Here is a 20,977-nt window from a genome sequence, read left to right on the forward strand (position 1 = left end):
TTCCTAGTCAAAAAGCACCATGAACCACACCACCGTCTCCACCGCCGCCGATCTGTCGCCGCTGCAGGCCGTCATCTTCGACTGGGCCGGCACCCTGGTCGATTTCGGCTCGCTGGCGCCCACGCAGATCTTTGTCGAGGCCTTTGCCAGCTTCGGCATCACCATCACCCTGGCCCAGGCGCGCGGTCCCATGGGACTGTCCAAGTGGCAGCACATCCACGAGTTGCTGCAGGACGAAGGCATCCGCGCGCAATGGCACAAGGCCTTCGGCCAGCAGCCTGGCGACGCCGACGTGGACGCCATCTACGCCCGCTTCATGCCCATGCAGATCGCCAAGGTCGGTGAGTTCTCGGCACCCATCGAAGGCGCGCCCGAGCTGCTGGGCTGGCTGCGCGCGCAGGGCCTGAAGGTGGGCTCGTGCTCGGGCTATCCGCGTGAAGTCTTGAATCAGTTGCTGCCGCAGGCCGCCGCCAACGGCCTGGCTCCCGACCATGTGGTGGCCGGCGATGAAATGGCTGCAGGCGGCCGCCCCGGCCCCTTCATGGCGCTGGCCAATGTGCTGGCGCTGGGCATCGGCGACGTGCGCGCCTGCGTGAAGGTGGACGACACCGTGCCCGGCATCGAGGAAGGCCGCAACGCCGGCATGTGGACCGTGGGCCTGACCCTGTCCGGCAACGAAGTCGGCTACTCCCCCACCGAACTGGCCGCCGCCCCCGCCGAAGAAGTGCGCGAGCGCGTGGCCCGCGCCGAAGCCAAGCTGCGCGCAGCCGGCGCCCACCACGTGATCGCCAGCGTGAAGGACCTGCCGCAGGTACTGGAGCGTATTGCGCAGGACATGCGCGCGGGGCGCATGCCTGGGTGAGACGCGCCCGTTCTATGGTCTTGTGCCCAATCTTGGAAACTGGCGCGCTCCAACCCAGGGACAGCAAGCAAGGGCCGCCCCGCAGCGAGGCTGTCGTCCCCCTTTCAGGGGGAAGGCGCGAAGCGCCTCAGGGGGTACTCAACTGCTCTGCATGATGGTGCAGATGGTCATCAATGAAGCTCTGGATGAAGTAGTAGCCGTGGTCGTAGCCGCCGTGGCGGCGCAGCGTCAGCGGCTGGCCGGCCTGGGCGCAGGCGGCCTCGAAGGCTTCGGGCAGCAGCTGCTTTTCGATCAGGAACTTGTCGGCCAGGCCCTGGTCCACGAGGATGCCGGCCGGGTAGGGCGCCTCGGTCTGGGCGGCCATCAGGCAGCTTGCGTCATGCGCTTCCCAGGCCTTGCGGTCATCGCCCAGATAGCCTGAGAAGGCTTTCTGGCCCCAGGGGCAGTTGACGGGGTTGGCAATGGGCGCGAAGGCCGACAGGCTCTTGAAGCGGCCCGGATGGCGCAGCGCCAGCGTGAGCGCGCCGTGGCCGCCCATGGAGTGGCCGAAGATGCCCAGCCGCTGCGCGTCGATGGGCAGGCGTGCGGCGATCAGCGGCAGCAGCTCGCCCAGCAGATAGCTTTCCATGCGCCAGTGCAGCGCCCAGGGCTTGGTGGTGGCGTCCAGGTAGAAGCCCGCGCCCACGCCGAAGTCCCAGGCATCGGCCTCGCCGGGCAGGCCTGCGCCGCGCGGGCTGGTGTCGGGCGCGATCAGGGCGATGCCCAGCTCGGCGGCCAGGCGCTGGGCGCCGGCCTTGGTCATGAAGGTCTCTTCGGTGCAGGTCAGCCCGGCCAGGTAGAGCACGGCGGGCACCTTCTCGCCGGCCACGGCCTTGGGCGGCAGGAAGACCGAGAACTTCATGTTCAGGCCGATCTCGGCGGAGAAATGCTCGTAGAAACGCTGTGCGCCGCCGAAGCAGGCATGGGCGTTCTTGAGTTCCAGGGGCGGCAGTGCGGACATGGTGTTCCTCAAAAAGAAAAATGCTACGGGCACCTTGGCAAGCGGTGCGTGCAGCATTCAAAGATGGGAGTTGATACGCTATACACGGTCAACGGCCCATGAAACTGGCGCTGCCCAGGCGCGCAGCGCCTCAGGGGGAGCTTCAGTACACGACGACGGAGCGGATGGACTTGCCTTCGTGCATCAGGTCAAAAGCCTCGTTGATCTCCGGCAGGCCCATGGTGTGCGTGACGAAGGGGGCCAGCTGGATCTCGCCGCTCATGGCCTGCTCGACCATGCCGGGCAGCTCGCTGCGGCCCTTGACGCCGCCGAAGGCCGTGCCCAGCCACTTGCGGCCCGTCACCAGCTGGAAAGGGCGTGTGGAGATTTCCTGGCCCGCGCCGGCCACGCCGATGATGACCGACTGGCCCCAGCCGCGGTGCGCGCATTCCAGGGCGGCACGCATCACGTTGACGTTGCCGATGCACTCGAAGCTGTGGTCCACGCCCCAGCCCGTCATCTCGACGATGACCTGCTGGATGGGCTTGTCGAAATCCTTGGGATTCACGCAGTCGGTGGCGCCGAAGGTGCGGGCCAGGTCGAACTTGGAGGGGTTGGTGTCCACGGCGATGATGCGGCCGGCCTTGGCCAGCTTGGCGCCCTGGATCACGGCCAGGCCGATGCCGCCCAGGCCGAACACGGCCACGGTGTCGCCTTCCTGGACCTTGGCGGTGTTCTTGACGGCACCCAGGCCCGTGGTCACGCCGCAGCCCAGCAGGCAGACCTGCTCGGGGTTGGCATCGGGGTGGATCTTGGCCAGCGAGACTTCGGCGACCACGGTGTATTCGCTGAAGGTGGAGCAGCCCATGTAGTGGTAGATGGGCTCGCCGTTGTACGAAAAGCGCGTGGTGCCGTCGGGCATCACGCCCTTGCCCTGGGTGGCGCGCACGGAAACGCACAGGTTGGTCTTGCCGCTCTTGCAGAACAGGCATTCGCCGCATTCGGCTGTGTACAGCGGGATGACGTGGTCGCCGGGCTTGACGCTGGTCACGCCTTCGCCGACCTCGACGACGATGCCCGCGCCTTCATGGCCGAGCACGGCGGGGAAGATGCCTTCCGGATCGTCGCCCGACAGCGTGAACGCGTCGGTGTGGCAGACGCCGGTGTGGGTGATCTTGATCAGGACCTCGCCCTTCTTCGGGGGGGCCACGTCGATCTCGACGATCTGCAGGGGTTCTCCAGCCTTGAAGGCGACGGCGGCTTTGGATTTCATGGGCGTGTCTTTCTGTCGGGGTGGCTCAGGAACGGCAGTGCGCGCGCTCCGCGAAGCCTTGAATGTAGGCCATGGCCGGGCGGCCCGGCCGTATCATGGCCGCAGCCCCAGGTGATATGTCCGAATCTGAGGGGTGTGGCCGGCGTCGGCCGGGCCTGCTGGCCGTGGGTGCTTGCGTCTTTTCGTATAGTCCGCCCCATTCTTTCCACCCTGACCGCCTCCGAGCCCGCCGTTTCCCATGGACCACCGCCACGCCAGCGCCCACCGCATCGATCTTGTCGTCTACCCAGGCTTCAAGGCGCTGGAGGCCATAGGGCCCATGTCGGTGTTCGACTATGCCAACGTGCACCTGCGCGCGCGCGGCCAGAGCGACGGCTACGAGGTGCGCGTGGTCTCGCAGCGGCAAGGGCCCGTGCGCTCGGACACGCTGATGTCGCTGGAGGCCACGCATACGCTGGCCGGGCTGGAGGCTGCAGGCATGGGCTGCACCGTGGTCGTCGTGGGCTCGCGCCATATCGAGCAGGTGCTGGGCGGCTCGGCCGAGCTGGTCGCCTGGCTGGGCCGCGTGGCGCCGCGCGTGCAGCGGCTGATTGCGCTGTGCTCGGGCAGCTTCTTCCTGGCCGAGGCGGGTTTGCTGGACGGCCGGCGCGCGGCCACGCACTGGAGCGTGACGGCGCAACTGGCCCAGCGCCATCCGCGCGTGCAGGTCGATGCCGATGCCATCTACCTGCGCGAGGAAATCCGCGATGGCGCAGGCAGCCGCCAGCTGTGGACCTCGGCCGGCGTGACGGCCGGCATCGACCTGGCCCTGGCCGTGGTGGAGGAGGATTTCGGCCACGCGCTGGCGCTGGAGGTGGCGCGTGACCTGGTCATGTACCTCAAGCGTCCCGGTGGCCAGTCGCAGTTCAGCGTGCCGCTGGCGGCCCAGGCCGCGCAGCACGGCGGCGTGCAGGCCGTGCAGCAGTGGGTGATGGCCCACCTGGCCGAGCCCCTGACCCTTGCGCAGATGGCCGAGCAGGCGCACATGAGTGAGCGGCACCTGCGCCGCGTGTTCCAGCAGGAAACCGGGCAAAGCCCCACGGCCTTTGTGGAGAGCGCGCGGCTGGAGGCCGCCAAGCAACTGCTGGAAAGCCAGGCCCATCTGCCTCTCAAGACCGTGGCCGCGCGCGTGGGCCTGGGCTCGGAGCAGGCGCTGCGCCACCTGTTCGTGCGCCACCTGGGCATTACCCCGGTGGCGTACCGAGATCGCTTTGGCGGGCGCGGCGGCGCGGGCTGAGCGGATCGGCCTGGAGAGCTCAACCTCTTTTGGCTGCTGCCTCGGCAGCCTGCGCTGCGCGCAGCTTGTCTTTTTTGCTGGGGCGGCGGCCCTTGATGCCGCCATTGCCGTCCTGCGCCACCGGAGGCGGCGGCACGGGCTCGGTGGGCTCGAAGCCCGGCAACTGCTCCAGTTCAAGGTCCAGCTGGTTGCGCTTGCAGATCAGCGCCCAGTGCGCCTGGTCGGCCGGCGTGACAAAGCTGATGGCCGTGCCGACCTCGCCCGCGCGGCCCGTGCGGCCGATGCGGTGCACATAGTCGGTGGCCGAGCGCGGCAGGTCGTAGTTGACGACCAGGGGCAGCTGGGTGATGTCGATGCCGCGCGCCGCCAGATCGGTGGTGATCATCACCTGCCAGCGCTTGGCCTTGAAGTCGGCCAGCGCTTCCTTGCGTGCGCCCTGGCTCAGGTCGCCATGGAAGGCCGTGGCGAAGATGCCGGCCTTGTAGAGCTTTTCAGCCACCAGTTCGGCCGTGTGCCGCGTGGCCACGAAGACCAGGGCACGTTCGAGCGTGACAGGGTCGGTGCCCGCAGCGGTGTCGCCCTGCACCAGCTGGCGCAGCAATTGCGTGCGGCGTGCGCGGTCCACGGCAATGGCGCGCTGGGTGATGCTTTGCGGGCTGGCGGCATCCTGGCCTTCGGCGGCATCGACGCGGGCCTGAACGGGATCGTGCAGCAGGCCCGTGGCCAGCGATTGCACGGCATCGGGATAGGTGGCCGAGAACAGCAGGGTCTGGCGTTGCTTCGGCAGCAGGGCCAGCACGCGCTGCAGCTCGTCCTGAAAGCCCAGGTCCAGCAGGCGGTCGGCCTCGTCCAGCACCAGGTGGCGCACGGCGGACAGGCGCACGGCGTTGTGCTCCACCAGGTCCAGCAGGCGGCCCGGCGTGGCCACCAGGAAGTCGGCACTGCCGCGCAGCATCATCATCTGCGGGTTGATGGACACGCCGCCATAGACCACGCCGATGCGCGGCGGCTGCTTGAGCGCGCGACCCAGGTCGGACAGCGTCTCGCCGACCTGCTGGGCCAGCTCGCGCGTGGGCACCACGATCAGCGTGGTCAGGGTTCGCACAAAGCCGCCCTGGGCACCCTGGGCCTTGCCGCCATCCATCCAGCGCTGCAGCAGCGGCAGCAGGTAGGCGGCCGTCTTGCCCGAGCCCGTGGGCGCACAGGCCCAGAGGTCGCGGCCCGCAAGCACGGGGGCGATGGACTGGGTCTGTATGGGCGTGGGATCGACCAGGCCCAGGTCTTGGAGGCTGGAGACCAGCGCCGGGCTCAGGCCGAGGGAGGCAAAGTTCATGGTGTGCAGGGAGTGGCTGGGGCCGGAACCCCGGCGCAAGAAAGGGCCGGCCACGAGGGCCGGGGGGGCATTGTCGGCGAAACCGCGCCGCTGCGTGAAGCAGGGGGCTTGGCCCCGGCGCTCAGGCCAGGCGGCGCAGCCGGCCAGCAGGTCGTTCACCAGGCCGCCAGCCGTTGCAGCCGGGTCGGTGGAGCGTGCCTGAGCGGGGATCAGGCACCGCCGAAATGAGTGCCCAGAAAGTCGAATGGAAGCGGCTCATGGAGGAAGTCGTCCCTGCCTCTTCAGCTCCTTGAGCCGTCGTTCGGTTGCGCGATCCAGGGCGTCCTGCAGCAGGTCCATCTTGCGTTTGTTGCAGGGTGGGCAGTCGTAGAAGCTCTCAGAAATGCTCTTGGGCTTGAGCGTTTCGGTGGCTTCGAAGATGTTGATGAATCCGGTCGGTTCAACTCCGATGACGATGAGCTTGCCGTTGTGGAACCTGACCGATGCACTCCCTGCGCAGCCTGTTCTTTCCCTGTCCTCGCTGAAGAATGCCTTCCTCGAGATCCTGCGTATGTGCTGCAACGCATATCGCACGTCTTCCTCGGTCAGGACCACATCGTCGCAATCGAGCCAGTTCTTGCTCGCCCAGGAGGAACTTTCAGATGGCGAGATGATGTCGATTTTCTGGATGGTCTTGACGGGGTATCTGGCATCGCCCGCATACAGCGAGGAAACCATGGTCATGGCCATCGCGGAGATGGCAATCCGAGAACGCATGCGAATGGGATTCATGGTGTCATTTTCCAGTTCGCACCTTCCGCTTCGGTCAGGTTTTTTCGGCTCACTTCTGGATGCTTGAAGATCTCGCTGGGCGACAGCTGCATGGAATCTTGAAGCGCTCCAACAAGCCATGTCAGAGCTCTGTTCTGTGCCTCAGTCGGCGTGGGATAGATACCAAACCATCCGCGTAACTCTTCAGGAGTCCAGCCCCTTGGTCTGGGTGGCGGTGTGAATCCCTTCGGCAGCTCCGCTCGGCCGACCATCTCGATACCTATGGCCTCCATATTGCTCGGATAGCGTTCACCAGGAGCCTTCAGCATCTCGATGCGGTGTACCCCTTTTGCCTTCAGTCCTTCATAGTCCCTGGCCTTGCATTTCCCCACAAGCAGGCACCTCGCCTTCAGCGGGCCCACATGGTTGGCACGCTGATAGATGGCGGCAGTCTGGTAGATGGTGCCGTCCTTGTCGATCAGGAAGTGCGCCCCATTGGCCTTCGGGTTCCTGTAGCTATTGAGCGAAGACTGGGCCGTGTTGGCATCGGTCTGGTGCACGACGATGCCGGTGATGGCGGCGGTCCGCTTTCCTCTCTCGATGGCGGGGCTGCGCGCATTCCTGACGCGCGCATGGATGAGCATTCCGTCCTTGTTGATTTCGACAAGCATGTGAGTCCCGGGGTTGCGTTGAACGGCAGCGGGCATTGCGCTGCGCCTCCATCCCGTTTCAGGGAGGGTCAACGGTCACCTTAGGGTAGATGCGCTCAATCAATGGGCATGTCACGATAGCGAAAATGGTGTTCCTAGGACTGGGGCGGTGGGCTCGCAAATGAAAAAAGCCCCATGCAAAGGCATGGGGCTTTTGGGGGCCGGGCCGCTGAGGCCCGGACCTGCGATCAGCGCTGGCCGATCGGCTTGACGTCGCGGGACACGGAGCCCGTGAACAGCTGGCGGGGACGGCCGATCTTGTACTCGGGGTCGGCCATCTGCTCGTTGAGCTGGGCGATCCAGCCCACGGTGCGGGCCAGGGCGAAGATGCCGGTGAACAGGTTCACGGGCACGCCGATGGCGCGCTGCACGATGCCGGAGTAAAAGTCCACGTTCGGGTAGAGCTTGCGCTGCACGAAGTAGTCGTCTTCCAGGGCGATCTTCTCGACTTCCTTGGCCAGGGCGAACAGGGGGTCCTTTTCCAGGCCCAGTTCGGCCAGCACTTCATTGCAGGTTTCCTGCATGAGCTTGGCGCGGGGGTCGTAGTTCTTGTAGACGCGGTGGCCGAAGCCCATCAGCTTGACGCCGCTGTTCTTGTCCTTGACCTGTTCCATGAACTCGCCGACCTTGGCAACGCCGCCGTTGGCCTGCAGGTATTCCAGCATGTTCAGGCAGGCTTCGTTGGCGCCGCCGTGGGCAGGGCCCCACAGGCAGGCCACGCCGGCCGAGATGGCGGCGAAGGGGTTGGTGCCCGACGAGCCGCACAGGCGCACGGTGGAGGTGGAGGCGTTTTGCTCGTGGTCTGCGTGCAGGATGAAGATGCGGTCCAGCGCGCGCTCGACCACGGGGTTCACCTTGAACTCCTCGCAGGGGTTGCCGAACATCATGCGCATGAAGTTGCCGGCGTAGCTCAGGTCGTTCTTGGGGTACATGTACGGCGCACCGATGCCGTACTTGTAGGCCATGGAGACCAGCGTGGGCATCTTGGCGATCAGGCGGATCGCGGCGATGTCGCGGTGCTCGGCGTTGTTGATGTCCATGTTGTCGTGGTAGAAGGCCGACATGCCGCCGACCAGACCCGTCAGGACGGCCATGGGGTGGGCGTCACGGCGGAAACCACGCAGGAAGAACTGCATCTGCTCGTTGACCATGGTGTGCTTGGTCACGCGCTCGACGAAGTCGGCCTTCTCGGACTCGTTGGGCAGCTCGCCGTACAGCAGCAGGTAACAGGTCTCGAGGTAGTCGCAGTTCTTGGCCAGCTGCTCGATGGGGTAGCCGCGGTACAGCAGCTCGCCCTTGTCGCCATCGATGTAGGTGATGGCGGACTGGCACGAGGCGGTAGAGAGGAAGCCCGGGTCATAGGTGAACATGCCGGTCTGCGCGTACAGCTTGCGGATGTCCACCACGTCGGGACCGACGTTGCCCTGGTAGACGGGCAGCTCGACGCTGGGAGCGCCGTTGCTGAATGACAGCGTTGCTTTGTTGTCTGCGAGTTTCATTTCCAAACTTCCTTCTCTAGATTGCCTAGCCTACTAGCGGGAGAGAACCGGGCTTGCGCTTGCGCACCAGTTCCAGAACTTCCCTGATTTCTTGGGTATCGAGTTCACCTTCAGGCTCCTTGCGGCGCAAGAAGAGGTCCATCAGGTCGTTGTCTGCCAGGTCCATCAAGGCAGACAGACCGCTCGCGTGTCTCCGCGTGAGCTGGTCTCCGTAGGTGGCGAAGAACTGCGCGATGAACAGGTCGTTCTCGACCAGGCCACGCCGGCAGCGCCAGCGCAGCAGGTCTCGCTCGCGTTCGTCGAGCAGAGTATTCGTCATGGTCATCAGATGGCCCGGCGGACCATCAGTTCCTTGATCTTGCCAATGGCCTGCGTGGGGTTCAGGTGCTTGGGGCACACGTCCACGCAGTTCATGATGGTGTGGCAACGGAAGAGGCGGTACGGATCTTCCAGGTTGTCAAGGCGGTCACCCGTGGCCTCGTCGCGGCTGTCCGCGATGAAGCGGTAGGCCTGCAGCAGGCCGGCCGGGCCCACGAACTTGTCGGGGTTCCACCAGAAGCTGGGGCAGCTGGTGGAGCAGCTGGCGCACAGAATGCACTCGTACAGGCCGTTGAGCTCTTCGCGCTCTTCAGGCGACTGCAGGCGTTCCTTGGTGGGAGACGCGAAGCTGTCGTTCTGCAGGTACGGCTTGATCGAGTGGTACTGCTTGAAGAACTGCGTCATGTCCACGATCAGGTCGCGGATCACGGGCAGGCCGGGCAGGGGCTTGAGAACGATGTCGCCCTGCAGGGTCTTCATGTTCGTCAGGCAGGCCAGGCCGTTCTTGCCATTGATGTTCATCGCGTCCGAGCCGCACACGCCTTCGCGGCAGGAGCGGCGGAACGAGATGGAGGGGTCCATCTCCTTGAGCTTGACCAGGGCGTCCAGCAGCATGCGCTCGTGGCCGTCCAGCTCGACCTCGACGGTCTGCATGTAGGGCTTGGCATCCTTGTCCGGGTCGTAGCGGTAGATCTTGAAAGTGCGCTTCATTTGTCTGTTCTCTCGTGGGCTGCTGGATTAGAACGTGCGGACCTTGGGCGGCACGCTGTCCACCGTGAGGGGCTTCAGGTTCACGGGCTTGTAGTCCAGGCTGTTGGTGGCGCTGTACCACAGGGTGTGCTTGAGCCATTCCTTGTCATTGCGGCCCAGCGGGAACTCGGCGTGGTCGGCAGGATGCTCGTAGTCGTACACGGTGTGGGCGCCGCGGCATTCGTGGCGGGCAGCGGCCGAGATCATGGTGGCCTGGGCCACTTCGATCAGGTTGTCCACTTCCAGCGCTTCCATGCGGGCGGTGTTCCAGACCTTGGACTTGTCCTTGAGGGTCACGGAGCCCACGCGTTCGCGGATGGCGTTGATCTTGACTTCGCCTTCGTCCATGCTCTTTTGCGTGCGGAACACGCCGGCATGCTGCTGCATGGTGGCGCGGATGTCGCCAGCCAGGTCCTGGGCGTAGGTGCCTTCCTTGGAGTCGTCGAGCTGGTTCAGGCGCGTGAGCGTGCGCTCGGAGCCATCGGCCGGCACGGCCTTGTGGTCGCCGAAGCCGTTGACGAACTGCACGATGTGCTTGCCGGCCGACTTGCCGAAGACCAGCAGGTCCAGCAGCGAGTTCGTGCCCAGGCGGTTGGCGCCGTGCACCGACACGCAGGAGCATTCGCCCACGGCATAGAGGCCATTGACCACGTTGTTCTGCTGGCCGTCCCACACCACGACCTGGCCGTTGATGTTGGTGGGAATGCCGCCCATCTGGTAGTGGATGGTGGGCACCACGGGAATCGGTTCCTTGGTGATGTCCACGTTGGCGAAGTTGTGGCCGATCTCCTCCACCGAAGGCAGGCGCTTGCGGATGGTGTCTGCACCCAGGTGGTCCAGCTTCATCAGGATGTAGTCCTTGTTGGGACCACAGCCACGGCCTTCCTTGATTTCCTGGTCCATGGAGCGGGACACGAAGTCGCGCGGTGCCAGATCCTTCAGCGTGGGAGCGTAGCGCTCCATGAAGCGTTCGCCTTCGCTGTTGAGCAGGATGGCGCCTTCGCCACGGCAGCCTTCGGTCAGCAGCACGCCCGCGCCGGCCACGCCGGTGGGGTGGAACTGCCAGAACTCCATGTCCTGCAGCGGGATGCCTGCGCGTGCAGCCATGCCCAGGCCGTCGCCGGTGTTGATGAAGGCATTGGTCGATGCCTGGAAGATGCGGCCTGCGCCACCCGTGGCCAGCAGCACGGCCTTGGCGTGCAGCTCGTACAGGTCGCCGGTTTCCAGTTCGATGGCGGTCACGCCGACCACGTCGCCCTGGGTGTTGCGGATCAGGTCCAGCGCCATCCACTCCACGAAGAAGTTGGTCTTGGACTTGACGTTCTGCTGGTACAGCGTGTGCAGCATGGCGTGGCCGGTACGGTCGGCCGCGGCGCAGGCGCGCTGCACGGGCTTTTCACCGTAGTTGGCCGTGTGGCCGCCGAAGGGGCGCTGGTAGATGGTGCCGTCGGGGTTGCGGTCGAACGGCATGCCGAAGTGTTCCAGCTCGATCACGACGTTGGGCGCTTCGCGGCACATGAACTCGATCGCATCCTGGTCGCCGAGCCAGTCGGAGCCCTTGATGGTGTCGTAGAAGTGGTAGTGCCAGTTGTCTTCGCTCATGTTGCCCAGCGAAGCGGACACGCCGCCCTGCGCAGCCACGGTGTGCGAGCGCGTGGGGAAGACCTTGGACAGCGAGGCCACGGACAGGCCGGCGCGCGACAGTTCCAGCGCGGCACGCAGGCCGGAGCCGCCAGCGCCGACGATGACGACGTCAAACTTGCGCTTGGTGATGTTTGCTTTGGAGTAGCTCATTCTTAACCTTCAATCGTGGAGACCGCGTCTCTATCAGATACGCCACAGGATCTGGATGCCCCAGCCGGCGCAGCCGACGAGCCAGACCAGGGTGAAAACGTTCAGCACCAGGCGCAGGCCCACGGGCTTGACGTAGTCCATCCAGATGTCGCGCACGCCGACCCAGACGTGCCAGGCCAGCGAGACGATCACGGCGAAGGTCAGGAACTTCATCCACTGCGGGGCAAAGATGCCGGCCCACAGGTCATAGCCGACGGAGCCGGTGCTGAAGATCAGCTTGGCCAGCAGCACGATGGTGAACAGTGCCATCAGCACGCCGGTGACGCGCTGCACCATCCAGTCGCGGATGCCGTAGTGCGCACCGACCACGGTGCGCTTGGAGCCGTAATTCACGGACATGGTTCTTTTTCCTTATCGTGAGGGAGAGATCGTGAATCAGTACAGGCCGAACAGCTTGGCACCCAGGATCAGGGTCAGGCCAACGCTCAGGACCAGCACCACCAGGGCCGAGGACTTGCCGAACTGCTTGTTGACGGCGTGGTGGTTCACATCCATGAACAGGTGGCGGACGCCGGCGCAAAAGTGGTGCAGGTAGGCCCAGATCAATGCCAGGCACACGAGCTTGAGGAACCATCCGAAGGGACCCGCGAAAACCGAGGTGAAGCCGTCGAAGGAGATCTCCGAAGTCAGCGACATGTCCATCATCCACAGGATGAAAGGCAGCAGGATGAACATCAGCAGGCCGCTGATGCGGTGCAGGATGGACACGATGCCGGCCGGCGGCAACCGGTAGGTGGGGAGGTCCTTGAAGAAGTTGATGTTGCGGAACTCTGGCCGCTTTTTGGCTTGCTCAGTCATGGCAGGGTACTTTCGTGGATGTAACTGCTTCGTAATCGCTCAGGGGCGGCGATGCAAAATTCTATTGCAATGCAATAAAAACAGCTTTGCTGGGAATTGCGTATTTTCGCCCGCTTCTCTGGGGAACGGATCGTTCAGCTCAGCGCGTTGCGGTAGTGATGGGTGTCGGTGCGGTACAGGCCACGGCGTAACTCCATGGGAACATCGTTGTATGTGTAAGCGGTGCGCTCCACGCTCAGCAGGGGCGTGGTGCTGGGGACATCCAGCAGCAGGGCCTGTTCTGCCTCGGGCAGGACGGCGCGGATCTTTTCGTCGGCGCGCACCATGCGCACGCCGTAGTCCAGCTCGAACATGGCGTAGGTGGGGCCCTGGTAGGCGGACATCTGCTCGGCGGTCAGGCCCTTGAAGGCGTGGCCCGGCAGCCAGATGTCTTCCAAAATGGTCGGGATTGCGGAGAACGACAGTACGCGGCGCACATGCATCACGGCATCGCCGCTGCGCAGCGCCAGGCCGCGCGCCACGTCCGCCGATGCGCGCAGGCGCCGGCAGTCGATGATGCGGCGCTCGGCACGGCCCTCGCCCTGCTGGTCGCCGCCGTCGGGCTGCAGCTTGAGAAAGCGGTACTGCACATGCTGGGCCGCGTGGGTGGCCACGAAGGTGCCCTTGCCCTGGCGGCGCATCACCAGGTTCTCTGCCGCCAGCTCGTCGATGGCCTTGCGCACCGTGCCCTGGCTCACGCGAAAGCGCGCGGCCAGCTCCATCTCGCTGGGAATCAGTTCGCCGGGCCGCCACTCGCCTGCTTCAAGGCTTTGCAGTATCAGTCCCTTGATCTGCTGATACAAAGGGCTGAAGGCCGGGGTCGATGCGCCCGCGCCGATGGTGGGAGCGGCGTTGTCTGAGGCGAGGGGAGGCAGGACTGGCATGGAAAAGTTCGGGGTGGGGAGGCTCCCGGCGACGCAGATGAAAGACTTGGAAACAGACGTCGATCATATCTTATATAAGACATAAGACAAATTGACCGGGCTTCGAAATCGGGAGTACACTTTCGCGTTGTTTGCGGAGCACGGGCTGCTGGTTTCTGACGCTGGTGCGACCTGGCGCCGATAACACCTGATTTTTTCCCCATCCCTGGAGTTTCATCATGAGCAAGAAGCCCGTTCGTGTCGCCGTCACCGGTGCCGCCGGTCAAATTGGTTACGCCCTGCTGTTCCGCATCGCCTCCGGCGAAATGCTGGGTAAGGACCAGCCCGTCATTCTGCAACTGCTGGAGATTCCCGACGAGAAGGCCCAGAACGCGCTCAAGGGCGTGATCATGGAACTCGAGGACTGCGCCTTCCCCCTGCTGGCCGGCATCGAAGCCCACTCCGACCCCCTGCAAGCCTTCAAGGACACCGACTACGCCCTGCTGGTCGGCGCGCGTCCCCGCGGCCCCGGCATGGAGCGTGCCGACCTGCTGGCTGCCAACGCACAGATCTTCACGGCCCAGGGCAAGGCGCTGAACGCCGCTGCCTCGCGCAACGTGAAGGTGCTGGTCGTCGGCAACCCCGCCAACACCAACGCCTACATCGCCATGAAGTCGGCTCCGGACCTGCCGGCCAAGAACTTCACCGCCATGCTGCGCCTGGACCACAACCGCGCTGCATCGCAGCTGGCTGCCAAGGCCGGCTTCAAGGTGGGCGACATCCGCAAGCTGACCGTCTGGGGCAACCACTCGCCCACGATGTACGCCGACTACCGCTTCGCCACCGTCAACGGTGAAAGCGTCAAGGCCAAGATCAACGACCAGGCCTGGAACAAGGACGTGTTCCTGCCCACCGTCGGCAAGCGTGGCGCCGCCATCATTGCCGCTCGTGGCCTGTCCTCGGCTGCCTCGGCTGCCAACGCTGCCATCGACCACATGCGCGACTGGGCCCTGGGCTCGGGCGGCGAATGGGTCACCATGGGCGTGCCCTCCAACGGCGAATACGGCATCCCCGCCGGCATCGTCTTCGGCTTCCCGGTCACCACCGAGAACGGCGAGTACAAGATCGTCGAAGGCCTGGAAATCGACGCCTTCTCGCAAGAGTGCATCGACAAGACCCTGGCCGAGCTGCAAGGCGAACAGGACGGCGTCAAGCACCTGCTGTAAGCCGCCGGCAAGCCATGCTCGACTGGAATCCCGCGCTTTACCTGCGTTTCGCCAATGAGCGTACGCGCCCCGCAGCCGAGCTGCTGGCGCGTGTGCCCTTGGCCCAGGCCCGCCATGTGGTGGACCTGGGATGCGGGCCGGGCAATTCCACCGAGCTGCTTGCACAGCGCTATGCCGGTGCCACGATCACCGGCATAGACAACTCCCAGGCGATGCTGGCCACCGCGCGCCAGCATCTGCCTGAGGCCCGCTTCGCGCTGGCCGACATTGCTTCCTGGACGCCCGCCCCCGGCGAGAGCGCTCCCGACCTGATTTATGCCAATGCCTCCCTCCAGTGGGTGGGGGAGCATGAAACGCTGATACCCCGCCTGTTCGCCCAACTGGCGCCAGGGGGCGTGCTGGCGATACAGATGCCCGACAACCGGCAGGAAGCCACGCACCGCGTGATGCGCGAGATCGCCAGCCTGCCCAAGTTTGCCGCCTACATCGGCGACGCCGCCAAGGTGCGTGCCGACATCCTGCCCATCCGCAGCTACTACGACCTGTTGGCCGGCCCGCAGGAGCAGGCCGGCGTCGAGGCCGGCGCCGTCGATGTCTGGCACACCGTCTACCAGCATCCGATGGACTCGGCCGGCGCCATCGTCCAGTGGCTGCGCGGCACCGGCCTCAAGCCCTTCGTCGAAGGGCTGCCCGAAGCCCTGCAGGCCGACTTCCTCACCGAATACGAAAACCGCGTGGACGCCGCCTACGGCGTGCGCGCCGACGGCCGGCGCCTGCTGGCCTTTCCCCGCCTGTTCATCGTCGCCCAGCGCAAGCCATGACCGCCGCCACGTCCACACCCTCTCGCGCACACCCCGCCCAGGTGCTGCTCGATGCGCAGGGCGGTGCCCTGCACCTGCCCGTCTGTGACCACTACAGCGGCGTGGAAGTGCGCATGCGCAAGAGCCTGCAGCTGCAGGCCGAGATGATGGCCGAGTTCGGCACCTGCGTCTTTGACGTCACGCTGGACTGCGAAGATGGCGCCCCCGTGGGCCAGGAGGCGGCCCATGCGCGCCTGGTGGCCTCGCTGGCGCGCGATGCCGCGCCCGGTACCCGCGTGGCTGCGCGCGTGCATGCCGTGGACCACGCCAGCTTCGCGCAGGACCTGGACATCATCGTCGGCGAGGCCGGCGACCGCCTGTGCCACCTCATGCTGCCCAAGGTGGAAAGCGTGGACGACGTGCTGCTGGCCGAGCGGCATCTGGGTCGCCTGGGCTGCCGCGAACTGCCGCTGCATGTGCTCATCGAGTCGCCCGCCGCCGTGCACCGTGCCTTCGACATCGCGGCACACCCGCGCGTGCAGAGCATTTCCTTCGGCTTGATGGACTTCGTCTCGGCCCATGGCGGTGCGATTCCTGCCTCGGCCATGGGCTCGGCCGGCCAGTTCGACCATCCGCTGGTCGTGCGTGCCAAGCTGGAGATCGCAGCTGCCTGCCACGCGCACGGCAAGGTGCCTTCGCACTGCGTGGTCACCGAATTCAGGAATCCACAGGCGCTGCAGGCCGCTGCCACACAGGCGTCACGGCGGCTCGGCTATACCCGCATGTGGAGCATCCACCCGGACCAGATCCGCCCCATCCTCGCCGCCTTCGCGCCCCAGGCCGACGAAGTGGCGCAGGCCGCACAAATACTTACCGCCGCCGAGGCCGCCGATTGGGCGCCCGTCAGCGTGGATGGTGTATTACATGACCGGGCGAGCTACCGCTATTTCTGGCAGTTGCTCACACGTGCCCACCAGACCGGCCAGGCGCTGCCCCCACAGGTGCAGCCCTGGTTTGCATCAGAATCACTTGCTTAGCCCACACCGGGAATTTGCAGGAGCCCAACGTATGAAGACAGCTATCGCCTCCATCCTGATCGCAGCCCCCTTGCTGGCCATGGGCCTGGGTGCCAGCGCCGCCGAGCCCGCCACCGCAAAGAAGGCGCCGGCCAAGGCCGCTGCCAAGCCTGCGGCCAAGAAGGCCCCCGCCAAGAAGGCCACCACGGCCAAGGCCGCTGCCGGCGCTGCCGCCGTCGGCGGTGCGGCCGCCGTCGCAACTGCTGCCCAACAGCCGCTGTCCGCCGAAGACCTGGCCATTTCCGAGCGCGTGCACACCGGCCGCATCCCCTGCGAGCTGGGCGCCTTCGTCAATGTGACGGCCGACCAGGCCAACCCGGGTTACTTCAACATCGACGGCAAGGGCTTCAAGTACCACATGTCGCCCGTCAAGACCTCGACCGGCACCGTGCGCCTGGAAGACAAGCATGCCGGCGCCGTCTGGCTGCAGATCGCCAACAAATCGATGCTCATGAACCAGAAGGTCGGCCAGCGCCTGGCCGACGAATGCATGAGCCCCGATCAGCTTCAGGTGGCCGAGGCCATCAAGAAGAACCCGCCTCCCAGCCTGCTGGAAGCACCCAAGCCCGCCGGCCAGTAATCCAGGCCCGGACCTGAGCGTCCCGCAAGCAGCCCCACTTTAGAAAACCATGGAGAGAGAATCATGTTGAAAGCCTACCGTGACCACGTGGCCGAACGCGCCGCGCTCGGTATCCCCCCGCTGCCGCTGGAAGCCAAGCAGGTTGCCGAACTGATCGAGCTGATCAAGAACCCGCCCGCTGGCGAGGACGCCTTCCTGCTCGACCTGCTCACGCACCGCGTTCCTCCGGGCGTGGACGATGCCGCCAAGGTCAAGGCCAGCTTCCTGGCAGCCGTGGCCCACGGTGACATCCAGGTGGCTCTCATCTCCAAGGCCAAGGCCACCGAGCTGCTGGGCACCATGGTGGGTGGCTACAACGTGCATCCCCTGATCGAGCTGCTGGACGACGCCGAAGTCGCCGGTGTGGCCGCCGATGCGCTGAAGAAGACGCTGCTGATGTTCGACTTCTTCAACGACGTGGCCACCAAGGCCAAGGCCGGCAACGCCAAGGCCCAGGAAGTCATGAAGAGCTGGGCTGACGCCGAGTGGTTCACCTCGCGCCCCGAAGTGGACAAGAAGATCACCGTCACCGTCTTCAAGGTGCCCGGCGAGACCAACACCGACGATCTGTCGCCCGCGCCCGATGCCTGGAGCCGTCCGGACATCCCGCTGCACTACCTGGCCATGCTCAAGAACACCCGTCCCGACGCGGCCTTCAAGCCCGAGGAAGACGGCAAGCGCGGCCCGATGCAGTTCATCGACGACCTCAAGAAGAAGGGCCACCTGGTCGCCTACGTGGGCGACGTGGTCGGCACCGGCTCCTCGCGCAAGTCGGCCACCAACTCCATCGTCTGGGCCACGGGCCAGGACATCCCCTTCGTGCCCAACAAGCGCTTCGGTGGCGTGACCCTGGGCGGCAAGATCGCTCCCATCTTCTTCAACACGCAGGAAGATTCGGGCTCGCTGCCCATCGAAGTCGATGTCACCAAGCTGGAGATGGGCGACGTCATCGACGTGCTGCCCTATGACGGCAAGCTGGTCAAGAACGGCGAAACCGTCGCCGAGTTCCAGCTCAAGAGCGACGTGCTGTTCGACGAAGTGCGCGCCGGCGGCCGCATCAACCTGATCATCGGCCGCTCGCTGACCGCCAAGGCCCGCGAATTCCTGGGCCTGTCCGCATCCACCGTGTTCCGCCTGCCCCAGGCGCCCGCTGCTTCGAACGCCGGCTTCACGCTGGCCCAGAAGATGGTCGGCCGCGCCGTCGGCCTGCCGGAAGGCCAGGGCGTGCGCCCCGGTACCTACTGCGAGCCGCGCATGACCACCGTGGGTTCGCAGGACACCACCGGCCCCATGACCCGCGACGAGCTCAAGGACCTGGCCTGCCTGGGCTTCTCGGCCGACATGGTCATGCAGTCCTTCTGCCACACGGCCGCCTACCCCAAGCCCGTGGACGTCAAGACCCACCGCGAGCTGCCTGCCTTCATCAGCAACCGCGGCGGCGTGGCCCTGCGTCCCGGTGACGGCGTGATCCACTCCTGGCTCAACCGCCTGCTGCTGCCCGACACCGTGGGCACGGGCGGCGACTCGCACACGCGCTTCCCCATCGGCATCTCCTTCCCCGCAGGTTCCGGCCTGGTGGCCTTCGGCGCCGCCACGGGCGTGATGCCCCTGGACATGCCCGAGTCCGTGCTCGTGCGCTTCAAGGGCGAAATGCAGCCCGGCGTCACCCTGCGTGACCTCGTGCATGCCATTCCCCTGTACGCCATCAAGGCAGGCGCGCTGACCGTGGCCAAGGCTGGCAAGAAGAACATCTTCTCGGGCCGCATCCTGGAAATCGAAGGTCTGCCCGACCTCAAGGTGGAACAGGCCTTCGAGCTGTCCGACGCCTCGGCCGAGCGCTCGGCTGCCGGCTGCACGATCAAGCTCAACCCCGAGCCGATCAAGGAGTACCTGACCTCGAACATCGTTCTGATGAAGAACATGATCGCCGACGGCTACGCCGACGCCAAGACGCTGCAGCGCCGCATCGAGAAGGTCGAAGCCTGGCTGGCCAAGCCCGACCTGCTCGAAGCCGACAAGGACGCCGAATACGCTGCCGTGTTCGAGATCGACCTGGCCGACATCAAGGAACCCATCGTCTGCTGCCCCAACGATCCCGATGACGCCAAGTTCCTGTCCGAAGTGGCCGGCACCAAGATCGATGAAGCCTTCATCGGTTCGTGCATGACCAACATCGGCCACTTCCGCGCAGCAGCCAAGCTGCTGGGCGGCCAGCGCGACATCCCCGTCAAGCTGTGGGTGGCTCCGCCCACCAAGATGGACCAGAACGAGCTGATCAAGGAAGGCCACTACGCCGCCTTCGGCACGGCCGGTGCCCGAACCGAAATGCCGGGCTGCTCGCTGTGCATGGGCAACCAGGCCCAGGTCCGCGAAGGCGCGACGGTGATCTCCACCTCGACCCGCAACTTCCCCAACCGCCTGGGCAAGAACACCAACGTGTTCCTGGGCTCGGCCGAGCTGGCCGCCATCGCATCGCGCCTGGGCAAGCTGCCCACCAAGGAGGAATACCTCAAGGAAATGGGCGTGATCGATGCCGACAAGTCCAGCGTCTACCGCTACATGAACTTCGACCAGATCGAAGAGTACGCGGACGTGGCCAGGGGCGTGAGCGCCTGAGTCCGGCCTGATCCGGCTCCATGAGCAAAGCCCGCTTCGGCGGGCTTTGCTGCTTTCTGGCTCTGTACTTTCCGGTTTACGCAGTCTGCCTCAACCGCCCCAGCACCTCCTGCGTCTGCGCATCCGCCGGAAAGAACGACTCCACGGCCAGCTCCTGCAGGGTCACATCCACCGGCGTGCCGAAGATGGTGATGGTGCTGATGAAGTTCAGGCGGCCATGGTCGGTGTCCAGCGCGAAGGGCACGGCGATGTGGCTGGCAGGTGTTGCGCCATGTGAGTCCGCTTCATCTTCCTTGAACGGGTAGGCGGCAATCTCGTCGTGCAGCGCCTGCAGCTGCGCATCCGACGTGGCGGCAATCTGCTGCTGCAGGCGGTGCAGCAGATGTGCGCGCCAATGGGCTGCGTTGGCCAGGCGCGGGCCCAGGCCTTCGGGGTGCAGGCTCAGGCGCAGCACATTGACGGGTGGCTCCAGCAGCCAGGGCGCCACGCCGGCCAGCAGCAGCGGCACGATGGCGTTGGCGGCCACCAGGTTCCAGTGCCGGTCCACGGCCAGGGCCGGATTGGGTTCGTGGCCCTTGAGCACCAGGTCCACGGCCTGGCGCGCGGCGGCCAGGTCCGGGTGGTCCAGCGGCCTGGCCTGGTACATGGGCGCATAGCCTGCGGCCACCAGCAGCGCGTTGCGCTCGCGCAGCGGCACGCCCAGGCGCTCGACCAGGCGCAGCACCATCTCGCGGCTGGGTTGGGCGCGGCCGGTTTCCACATAGCTCAGGTGGCGCGTGGAGATCTCGGCCTCCAGCGCCAGGCCCTGCTGGCTCAGGCGGCGGTGCTGGCGCCAGTGGCGCAGATGGTCGCCGAAGGGCGAGCGCGCGGACGGGGGATGGGCGGTGGAGGTCATGGTCCGCATCGTAGCGGCGGGGCCGGCGTGGCGGCCATGACCTGCGAGGTTATCGACCCTGTGCAGCCTGCGGCGGACCATGCAGTCCATGGCATGCACGGTGTGTGCCTGTTGCTCTCAAGGAGTTCGCCATGTCGATGTTTGCTTCCCCCCGTTTCCTGCCCCGCGTGATGTGGGCCGATGCTGCTTCCTGCGCCGCCTCGGGCGCCTTGCAACTGGTGGCGGGGCAGCCGCTGTCGGATGTGACGGGGTTGCCTCTGGCGCTGCTGCGGTCCACAGGCTGGTTTTTGCTGGGCTATGCGCTGCTGGCTGCGTGGATGGCGGCGCGCTCGCCTGTGCCGCGGCGGTTGATCGGGCTGGTGGTTGTGGGGAATTTGGGGTGGGCTGTGGGCTGTGTTGCGCTGTTGGCGTTTGGTGGGTTGGGGTTGTCTGCCTGGGGGG

Annotated in this window: 21 protein-coding genes; 8 read left to right on the top strand and 13 right to left on the bottom strand. The window is 65.6% G+C overall.

The features are described from left to right. The first annotated feature begins 19 nt into the window (after nucleotides 1–19). Nucleotides 20–862, top strand: coding sequence for a phosphonoacetaldehyde hydrolase (gene phnX, locus BW39_RS20125; RefSeq protein ID WP_043823863.1), 843 nt, complete (start codon nucleotides 20–22; stop codon nucleotides 860–862). Between the two features lie 127 nt (nucleotides 863–989). On the opposite strand, the gene fghA is transcribed toward phnX, so the two are convergent. Both fghA and BW39_RS20135 read right to left on the bottom strand, forming a co-directional pair. Then, a complete protein-coding gene (fghA, locus tag BW39_RS20130) occupies nucleotides 990–1,862 on the bottom strand; it encodes an S-formylglutathione hydrolase (protein ID WP_043823870.1) in 873 nt (290 codons plus the stop codon). Nucleotides 1,863–2,004: 142 nt separating this feature from the next. Then, nucleotides 2,005–3,114: an S-(hydroxymethyl)glutathione dehydrogenase/class III alcohol dehydrogenase gene (locus BW39_RS20135; protein WP_012204334.1), complete on the bottom strand. Its 1,110-nt coding sequence runs from the start codon at nucleotides 3,112–3,114 to the stop codon at nucleotides 2,005–2,007. Between the two features lie 238 nt (nucleotides 3,115–3,352). On the opposite strand from BW39_RS20135, the gene BW39_RS20140 reads away from it, so the two are divergent. Next, nucleotides 3,353–4,390 carry a GlxA family transcriptional regulator gene (locus BW39_RS20140; protein WP_012204335.1) on the top strand — a complete coding sequence of 346 codons (1,038 nt, stop codon included), beginning with the start codon at nucleotides 3,353–3,355 and terminating at the stop codon, nucleotides 4,388–4,390. Nucleotides 4,391–4,409: 19 nt separating this feature from the next. On the opposite strand, the gene BW39_RS20145 is transcribed toward BW39_RS20140, so the two are convergent. The 10 genes from BW39_RS20145 to BW39_RS20190 all read right to left on the bottom strand — a co-directional run bounded on the left by BW39_RS20145 (nucleotide 4,410) and on the right by BW39_RS20190 (nucleotide 13,325). Then, entirely contained in the window at nucleotides 4,410–5,882 is a 1,473-nt protein-coding gene (locus BW39_RS20145; protein WP_442854790.1) for a DEAD/DEAH box helicase, read from the bottom strand. A 96-nt stretch (nucleotides 5,883–5,978) separates the two neighbouring features. Next, nucleotides 5,979–6,494, bottom strand: coding sequence for a hypothetical protein (locus BW39_RS20150; protein WP_043823865.1), 516 nt, complete (start codon nucleotides 6,492–6,494; stop codon nucleotides 5,979–5,981). Further along, a complete protein-coding gene (locus BW39_RS20155) occupies nucleotides 6,491–7,144 on the bottom strand; it encodes a peptidoglycan recognition protein family protein (RefSeq protein WP_235264249.1) in 654 nt (217 codons plus the stop codon). The genes BW39_RS20150 and BW39_RS20155 overlap by 4 nt, the downstream gene beginning before the upstream one ends. Before the next feature lie 227 nt (nucleotides 7,145–7,371). Continuing rightward, the gene (locus BW39_RS20160; protein WP_012204342.1) at nucleotides 7,372–8,682 is read right to left on the bottom strand and encodes a citrate synthase; all 1,311 of its coding nucleotides are present in this window, start codon (nucleotides 8,680–8,682) and stop codon (nucleotides 7,372–7,374) included. 25 nt (nucleotides 8,683–8,707) lie between these two features. After that, nucleotides 8,708–9,007: an FAD assembly factor SdhE gene (locus BW39_RS20165; protein ID WP_012204343.1), complete on the bottom strand. Its 300-nt coding sequence runs from the start codon at nucleotides 9,005–9,007 to the stop codon at nucleotides 8,708–8,710. Beyond that, complete coding sequence (locus BW39_RS20170; RefSeq protein WP_012204344.1) at nucleotides 9,007–9,711, bottom strand: succinate dehydrogenase iron-sulfur subunit; 705 nt, start codon at nucleotides 9,709–9,711, stop codon at nucleotides 9,007–9,009. The genes BW39_RS20165 and BW39_RS20170 overlap by 1 nt, the downstream gene beginning before the upstream one ends. Nucleotides 9,712–9,738: 27 nt before the next feature. Continuing rightward, nucleotides 9,739–11,544: a succinate dehydrogenase flavoprotein subunit gene (gene sdhA, locus BW39_RS20175; RefSeq protein ID WP_012204345.1), complete on the bottom strand. Its 1,806-nt coding sequence runs from the start codon at nucleotides 11,542–11,544 to the stop codon at nucleotides 9,739–9,741. A 33-nt stretch (nucleotides 11,545–11,577) separates the two neighbouring features. Further along, nucleotides 11,578–11,943, bottom strand: coding sequence for a succinate dehydrogenase, hydrophobic membrane anchor protein (gene sdhD, locus BW39_RS20180; protein WP_012204346.1), 366 nt, complete (start codon nucleotides 11,941–11,943; stop codon nucleotides 11,578–11,580). A 36-nt stretch (nucleotides 11,944–11,979) separates the two neighbouring features. Then, nucleotides 11,980–12,402 (bottom strand): succinate dehydrogenase, cytochrome b556 subunit, encoded by a 423-nt coding sequence (sdhC, locus tag BW39_RS20185; RefSeq protein ID WP_012204347.1) that lies wholly within the window; start codon nucleotides 12,400–12,402, stop codon nucleotides 11,980–11,982. 134 nt (nucleotides 12,403–12,536) lie between these two features. Continuing rightward, nucleotides 12,537–13,325, bottom strand: coding sequence for a GntR family transcriptional regulator (locus tag BW39_RS20190; RefSeq protein WP_012204348.1), 789 nt, complete (start codon nucleotides 13,323–13,325; stop codon nucleotides 12,537–12,539). A gap of 218 nt (nucleotides 13,326–13,543) precedes the next feature. Here BW39_RS20190 and BW39_RS20195 point away from each other — a divergent pair, with 218 nt between their 5' ends. The 5 genes from BW39_RS20195 (at nucleotide 13,544) to acnB (ending at nucleotide 19,641) form a co-directional block, all read left to right on the top strand. Continuing rightward, a complete protein-coding gene (locus BW39_RS20195; protein WP_013803435.1) occupies nucleotides 13,544–14,530 on the top strand; it encodes a malate dehydrogenase in 987 nt (328 codons plus the stop codon). 14 nt (nucleotides 14,531–14,544) lie between these two features. Next, on the top strand, nucleotides 14,545–15,351 hold the full coding sequence (gene tam, locus BW39_RS20200; protein WP_013803434.1) for a trans-aconitate 2-methyltransferase: 807 nt from the start codon (nucleotides 14,545–14,547) through the stop codon (nucleotides 15,349–15,351). After that, entirely contained in the window at nucleotides 15,348–16,367 is a 1,020-nt protein-coding gene (locus BW39_RS20205) for an HpcH/HpaI aldolase/citrate lyase family protein (RefSeq protein WP_043823867.1), read from the top strand. Before tam ends, BW39_RS20205 begins: the two co-directional genes overlap by 4 nt. A gap of 31 nt (nucleotides 16,368–16,398) precedes the next feature. Continuing rightward, entirely contained in the window at nucleotides 16,399–16,986 is a 588-nt protein-coding gene (locus BW39_RS20210) for a hypothetical protein (RefSeq protein ID WP_013803433.1), read from the top strand. A gap of 63 nt (nucleotides 16,987–17,049) precedes the next feature. Next, nucleotides 17,050–19,641 carry a bifunctional aconitate hydratase 2/2-methylisocitrate dehydratase gene (acnB, locus tag BW39_RS20215; protein WP_012204353.1) on the top strand — a complete coding sequence of 864 codons (2,592 nt, stop codon included), beginning with the start codon at nucleotides 17,050–17,052 and terminating at the stop codon, nucleotides 19,639–19,641. A gap of 76 nt (nucleotides 19,642–19,717) precedes the next feature. On the opposite strand, the gene BW39_RS20220 is transcribed toward acnB, so the two are convergent. Continuing rightward, nucleotides 19,718–20,536, bottom strand: coding sequence for a helix-turn-helix domain-containing protein (locus BW39_RS20220; protein WP_043823868.1), 819 nt, complete (start codon nucleotides 20,534–20,536; stop codon nucleotides 19,718–19,720). Nucleotides 20,537–20,667: 131 nt separating this feature from the next. Here BW39_RS20220 and BW39_RS20225 point away from each other — a divergent pair. Further along, nucleotides 20,668–20,977, top strand: a 310-nt coding sequence (locus tag BW39_RS20225; RefSeq protein WP_043823869.1) for a hypothetical protein, incomplete at its 3' end; no start/stop codon positions are given.

The sequence above is a fragment of the Delftia sp. RIT313 genome (genome assembly GCF_000632165.1).
Classification (GTDB): Bacteria; Pseudomonadota; Gammaproteobacteria; order Burkholderiales; family Burkholderiaceae_C; genus Comamonas; species Comamonas acidovorans.

Excerpts from the sequence above, each read along its gene's own strand:
- BW39_RS20195 (WP_013803435.1), top strand. The coding sequence starts at position 13,544 with ATGAGCAAGAAGCCCGTTCGTGTCGCCGTCACCGGTGCCGCCGGTCAA.
- BW39_RS20210 (WP_013803433.1), top strand. The coding sequence starts at position 16,399 with ATGAAGACAGCTATCGCCTCCATCCTGATCGCAGCCCCCTTGCTGGCC.
- fghA (WP_043823870.1), bottom strand. The coding sequence starts at position 1,862 with ATGTCCGCACTGCCGCCCCTGGAACTCAAGAACGCCCATGCCTGCTTC.
- tam (WP_013803434.1), top strand. The coding sequence starts at position 14,545 with ATGCTCGACTGGAATCCCGCGCTTTACCTGCGTTTCGCCAATGAGCGT.
- sdhD (WP_012204346.1), bottom strand. The coding sequence starts at position 11,943 with ATGTCCGTGAATTACGGCTCCAAGCGCACCGTGGTCGGTGCGCACTAC.
- BW39_RS20160 (WP_012204342.1), bottom strand. The coding sequence starts at position 8,682 with ATGAAACTCGCAGACAACAAAGCAACGCTGTCATTCAGCAACGGCGCT.
- BW39_RS20190 (WP_012204348.1), bottom strand. The coding sequence starts at position 13,325 with ATGCCAGTCCTGCCTCCCCTCGCCTCAGACAACGCCGCTCCCACCATC.
- phnX (WP_043823863.1), top strand. The coding sequence starts at position 20 with ATGAACCACACCACCGTCTCCACCGCCGCCGATCTGTCGCCGCTGCAG.
- BW39_RS20170 (WP_012204344.1), bottom strand. The coding sequence starts at position 9,711 with ATGAAGCGCACTTTCAAGATCTACCGCTACGACCCGGACAAGGATGCC.
- sdhA (WP_012204345.1), bottom strand. The coding sequence starts at position 11,544 with ATGAGCTACTCCAAAGCAAACATCACCAAGCGCAAGTTTGACGTCGTC.
- BW39_RS20165 (WP_012204343.1), bottom strand. The coding sequence starts at position 9,007 with ATGACCATGACGAATACTCTGCTCGACGAACGCGAGCGAGACCTGCTG.
- BW39_RS20150 (WP_043823865.1), bottom strand. The coding sequence starts at position 6,494 with ATGAATCCCATTCGCATGCGTTCTCGGATTGCCATCTCCGCGATGGCC.
- BW39_RS20220 (WP_043823868.1), bottom strand. The coding sequence starts at position 20,536 with ATGACCTCCACCGCCCATCCCCCGTCCGCGCGCTCGCCCTTCGGCGAC.
- BW39_RS20135 (WP_012204334.1), bottom strand. The coding sequence starts at position 3,114 with ATGAAATCCAAAGCCGCCGTCGCCTTCAAGGCTGGAGAACCCCTGCAG.
- acnB (WP_012204353.1), top strand. The coding sequence starts at position 17,050 with ATGTTGAAAGCCTACCGTGACCACGTGGCCGAACGCGCCGCGCTCGGT.
- BW39_RS20155 (WP_235264249.1), bottom strand. The coding sequence starts at position 7,144 with ATGCTTGTCGAAATCAACAAGGACGGAATGCTCATCCATGCGCGCGTC.
- BW39_RS20205 (WP_043823867.1), top strand. The coding sequence starts at position 15,348 with ATGACCGCCGCCACGTCCACACCCTCTCGCGCACACCCCGCCCAGGTG.
- BW39_RS20140 (WP_012204335.1), top strand. The coding sequence starts at position 3,353 with ATGGACCACCGCCACGCCAGCGCCCACCGCATCGATCTTGTCGTCTAC.
- sdhC (WP_012204347.1), bottom strand. The coding sequence starts at position 12,402 with ATGACTGAGCAAGCCAAAAAGCGGCCAGAGTTCCGCAACATCAACTTC.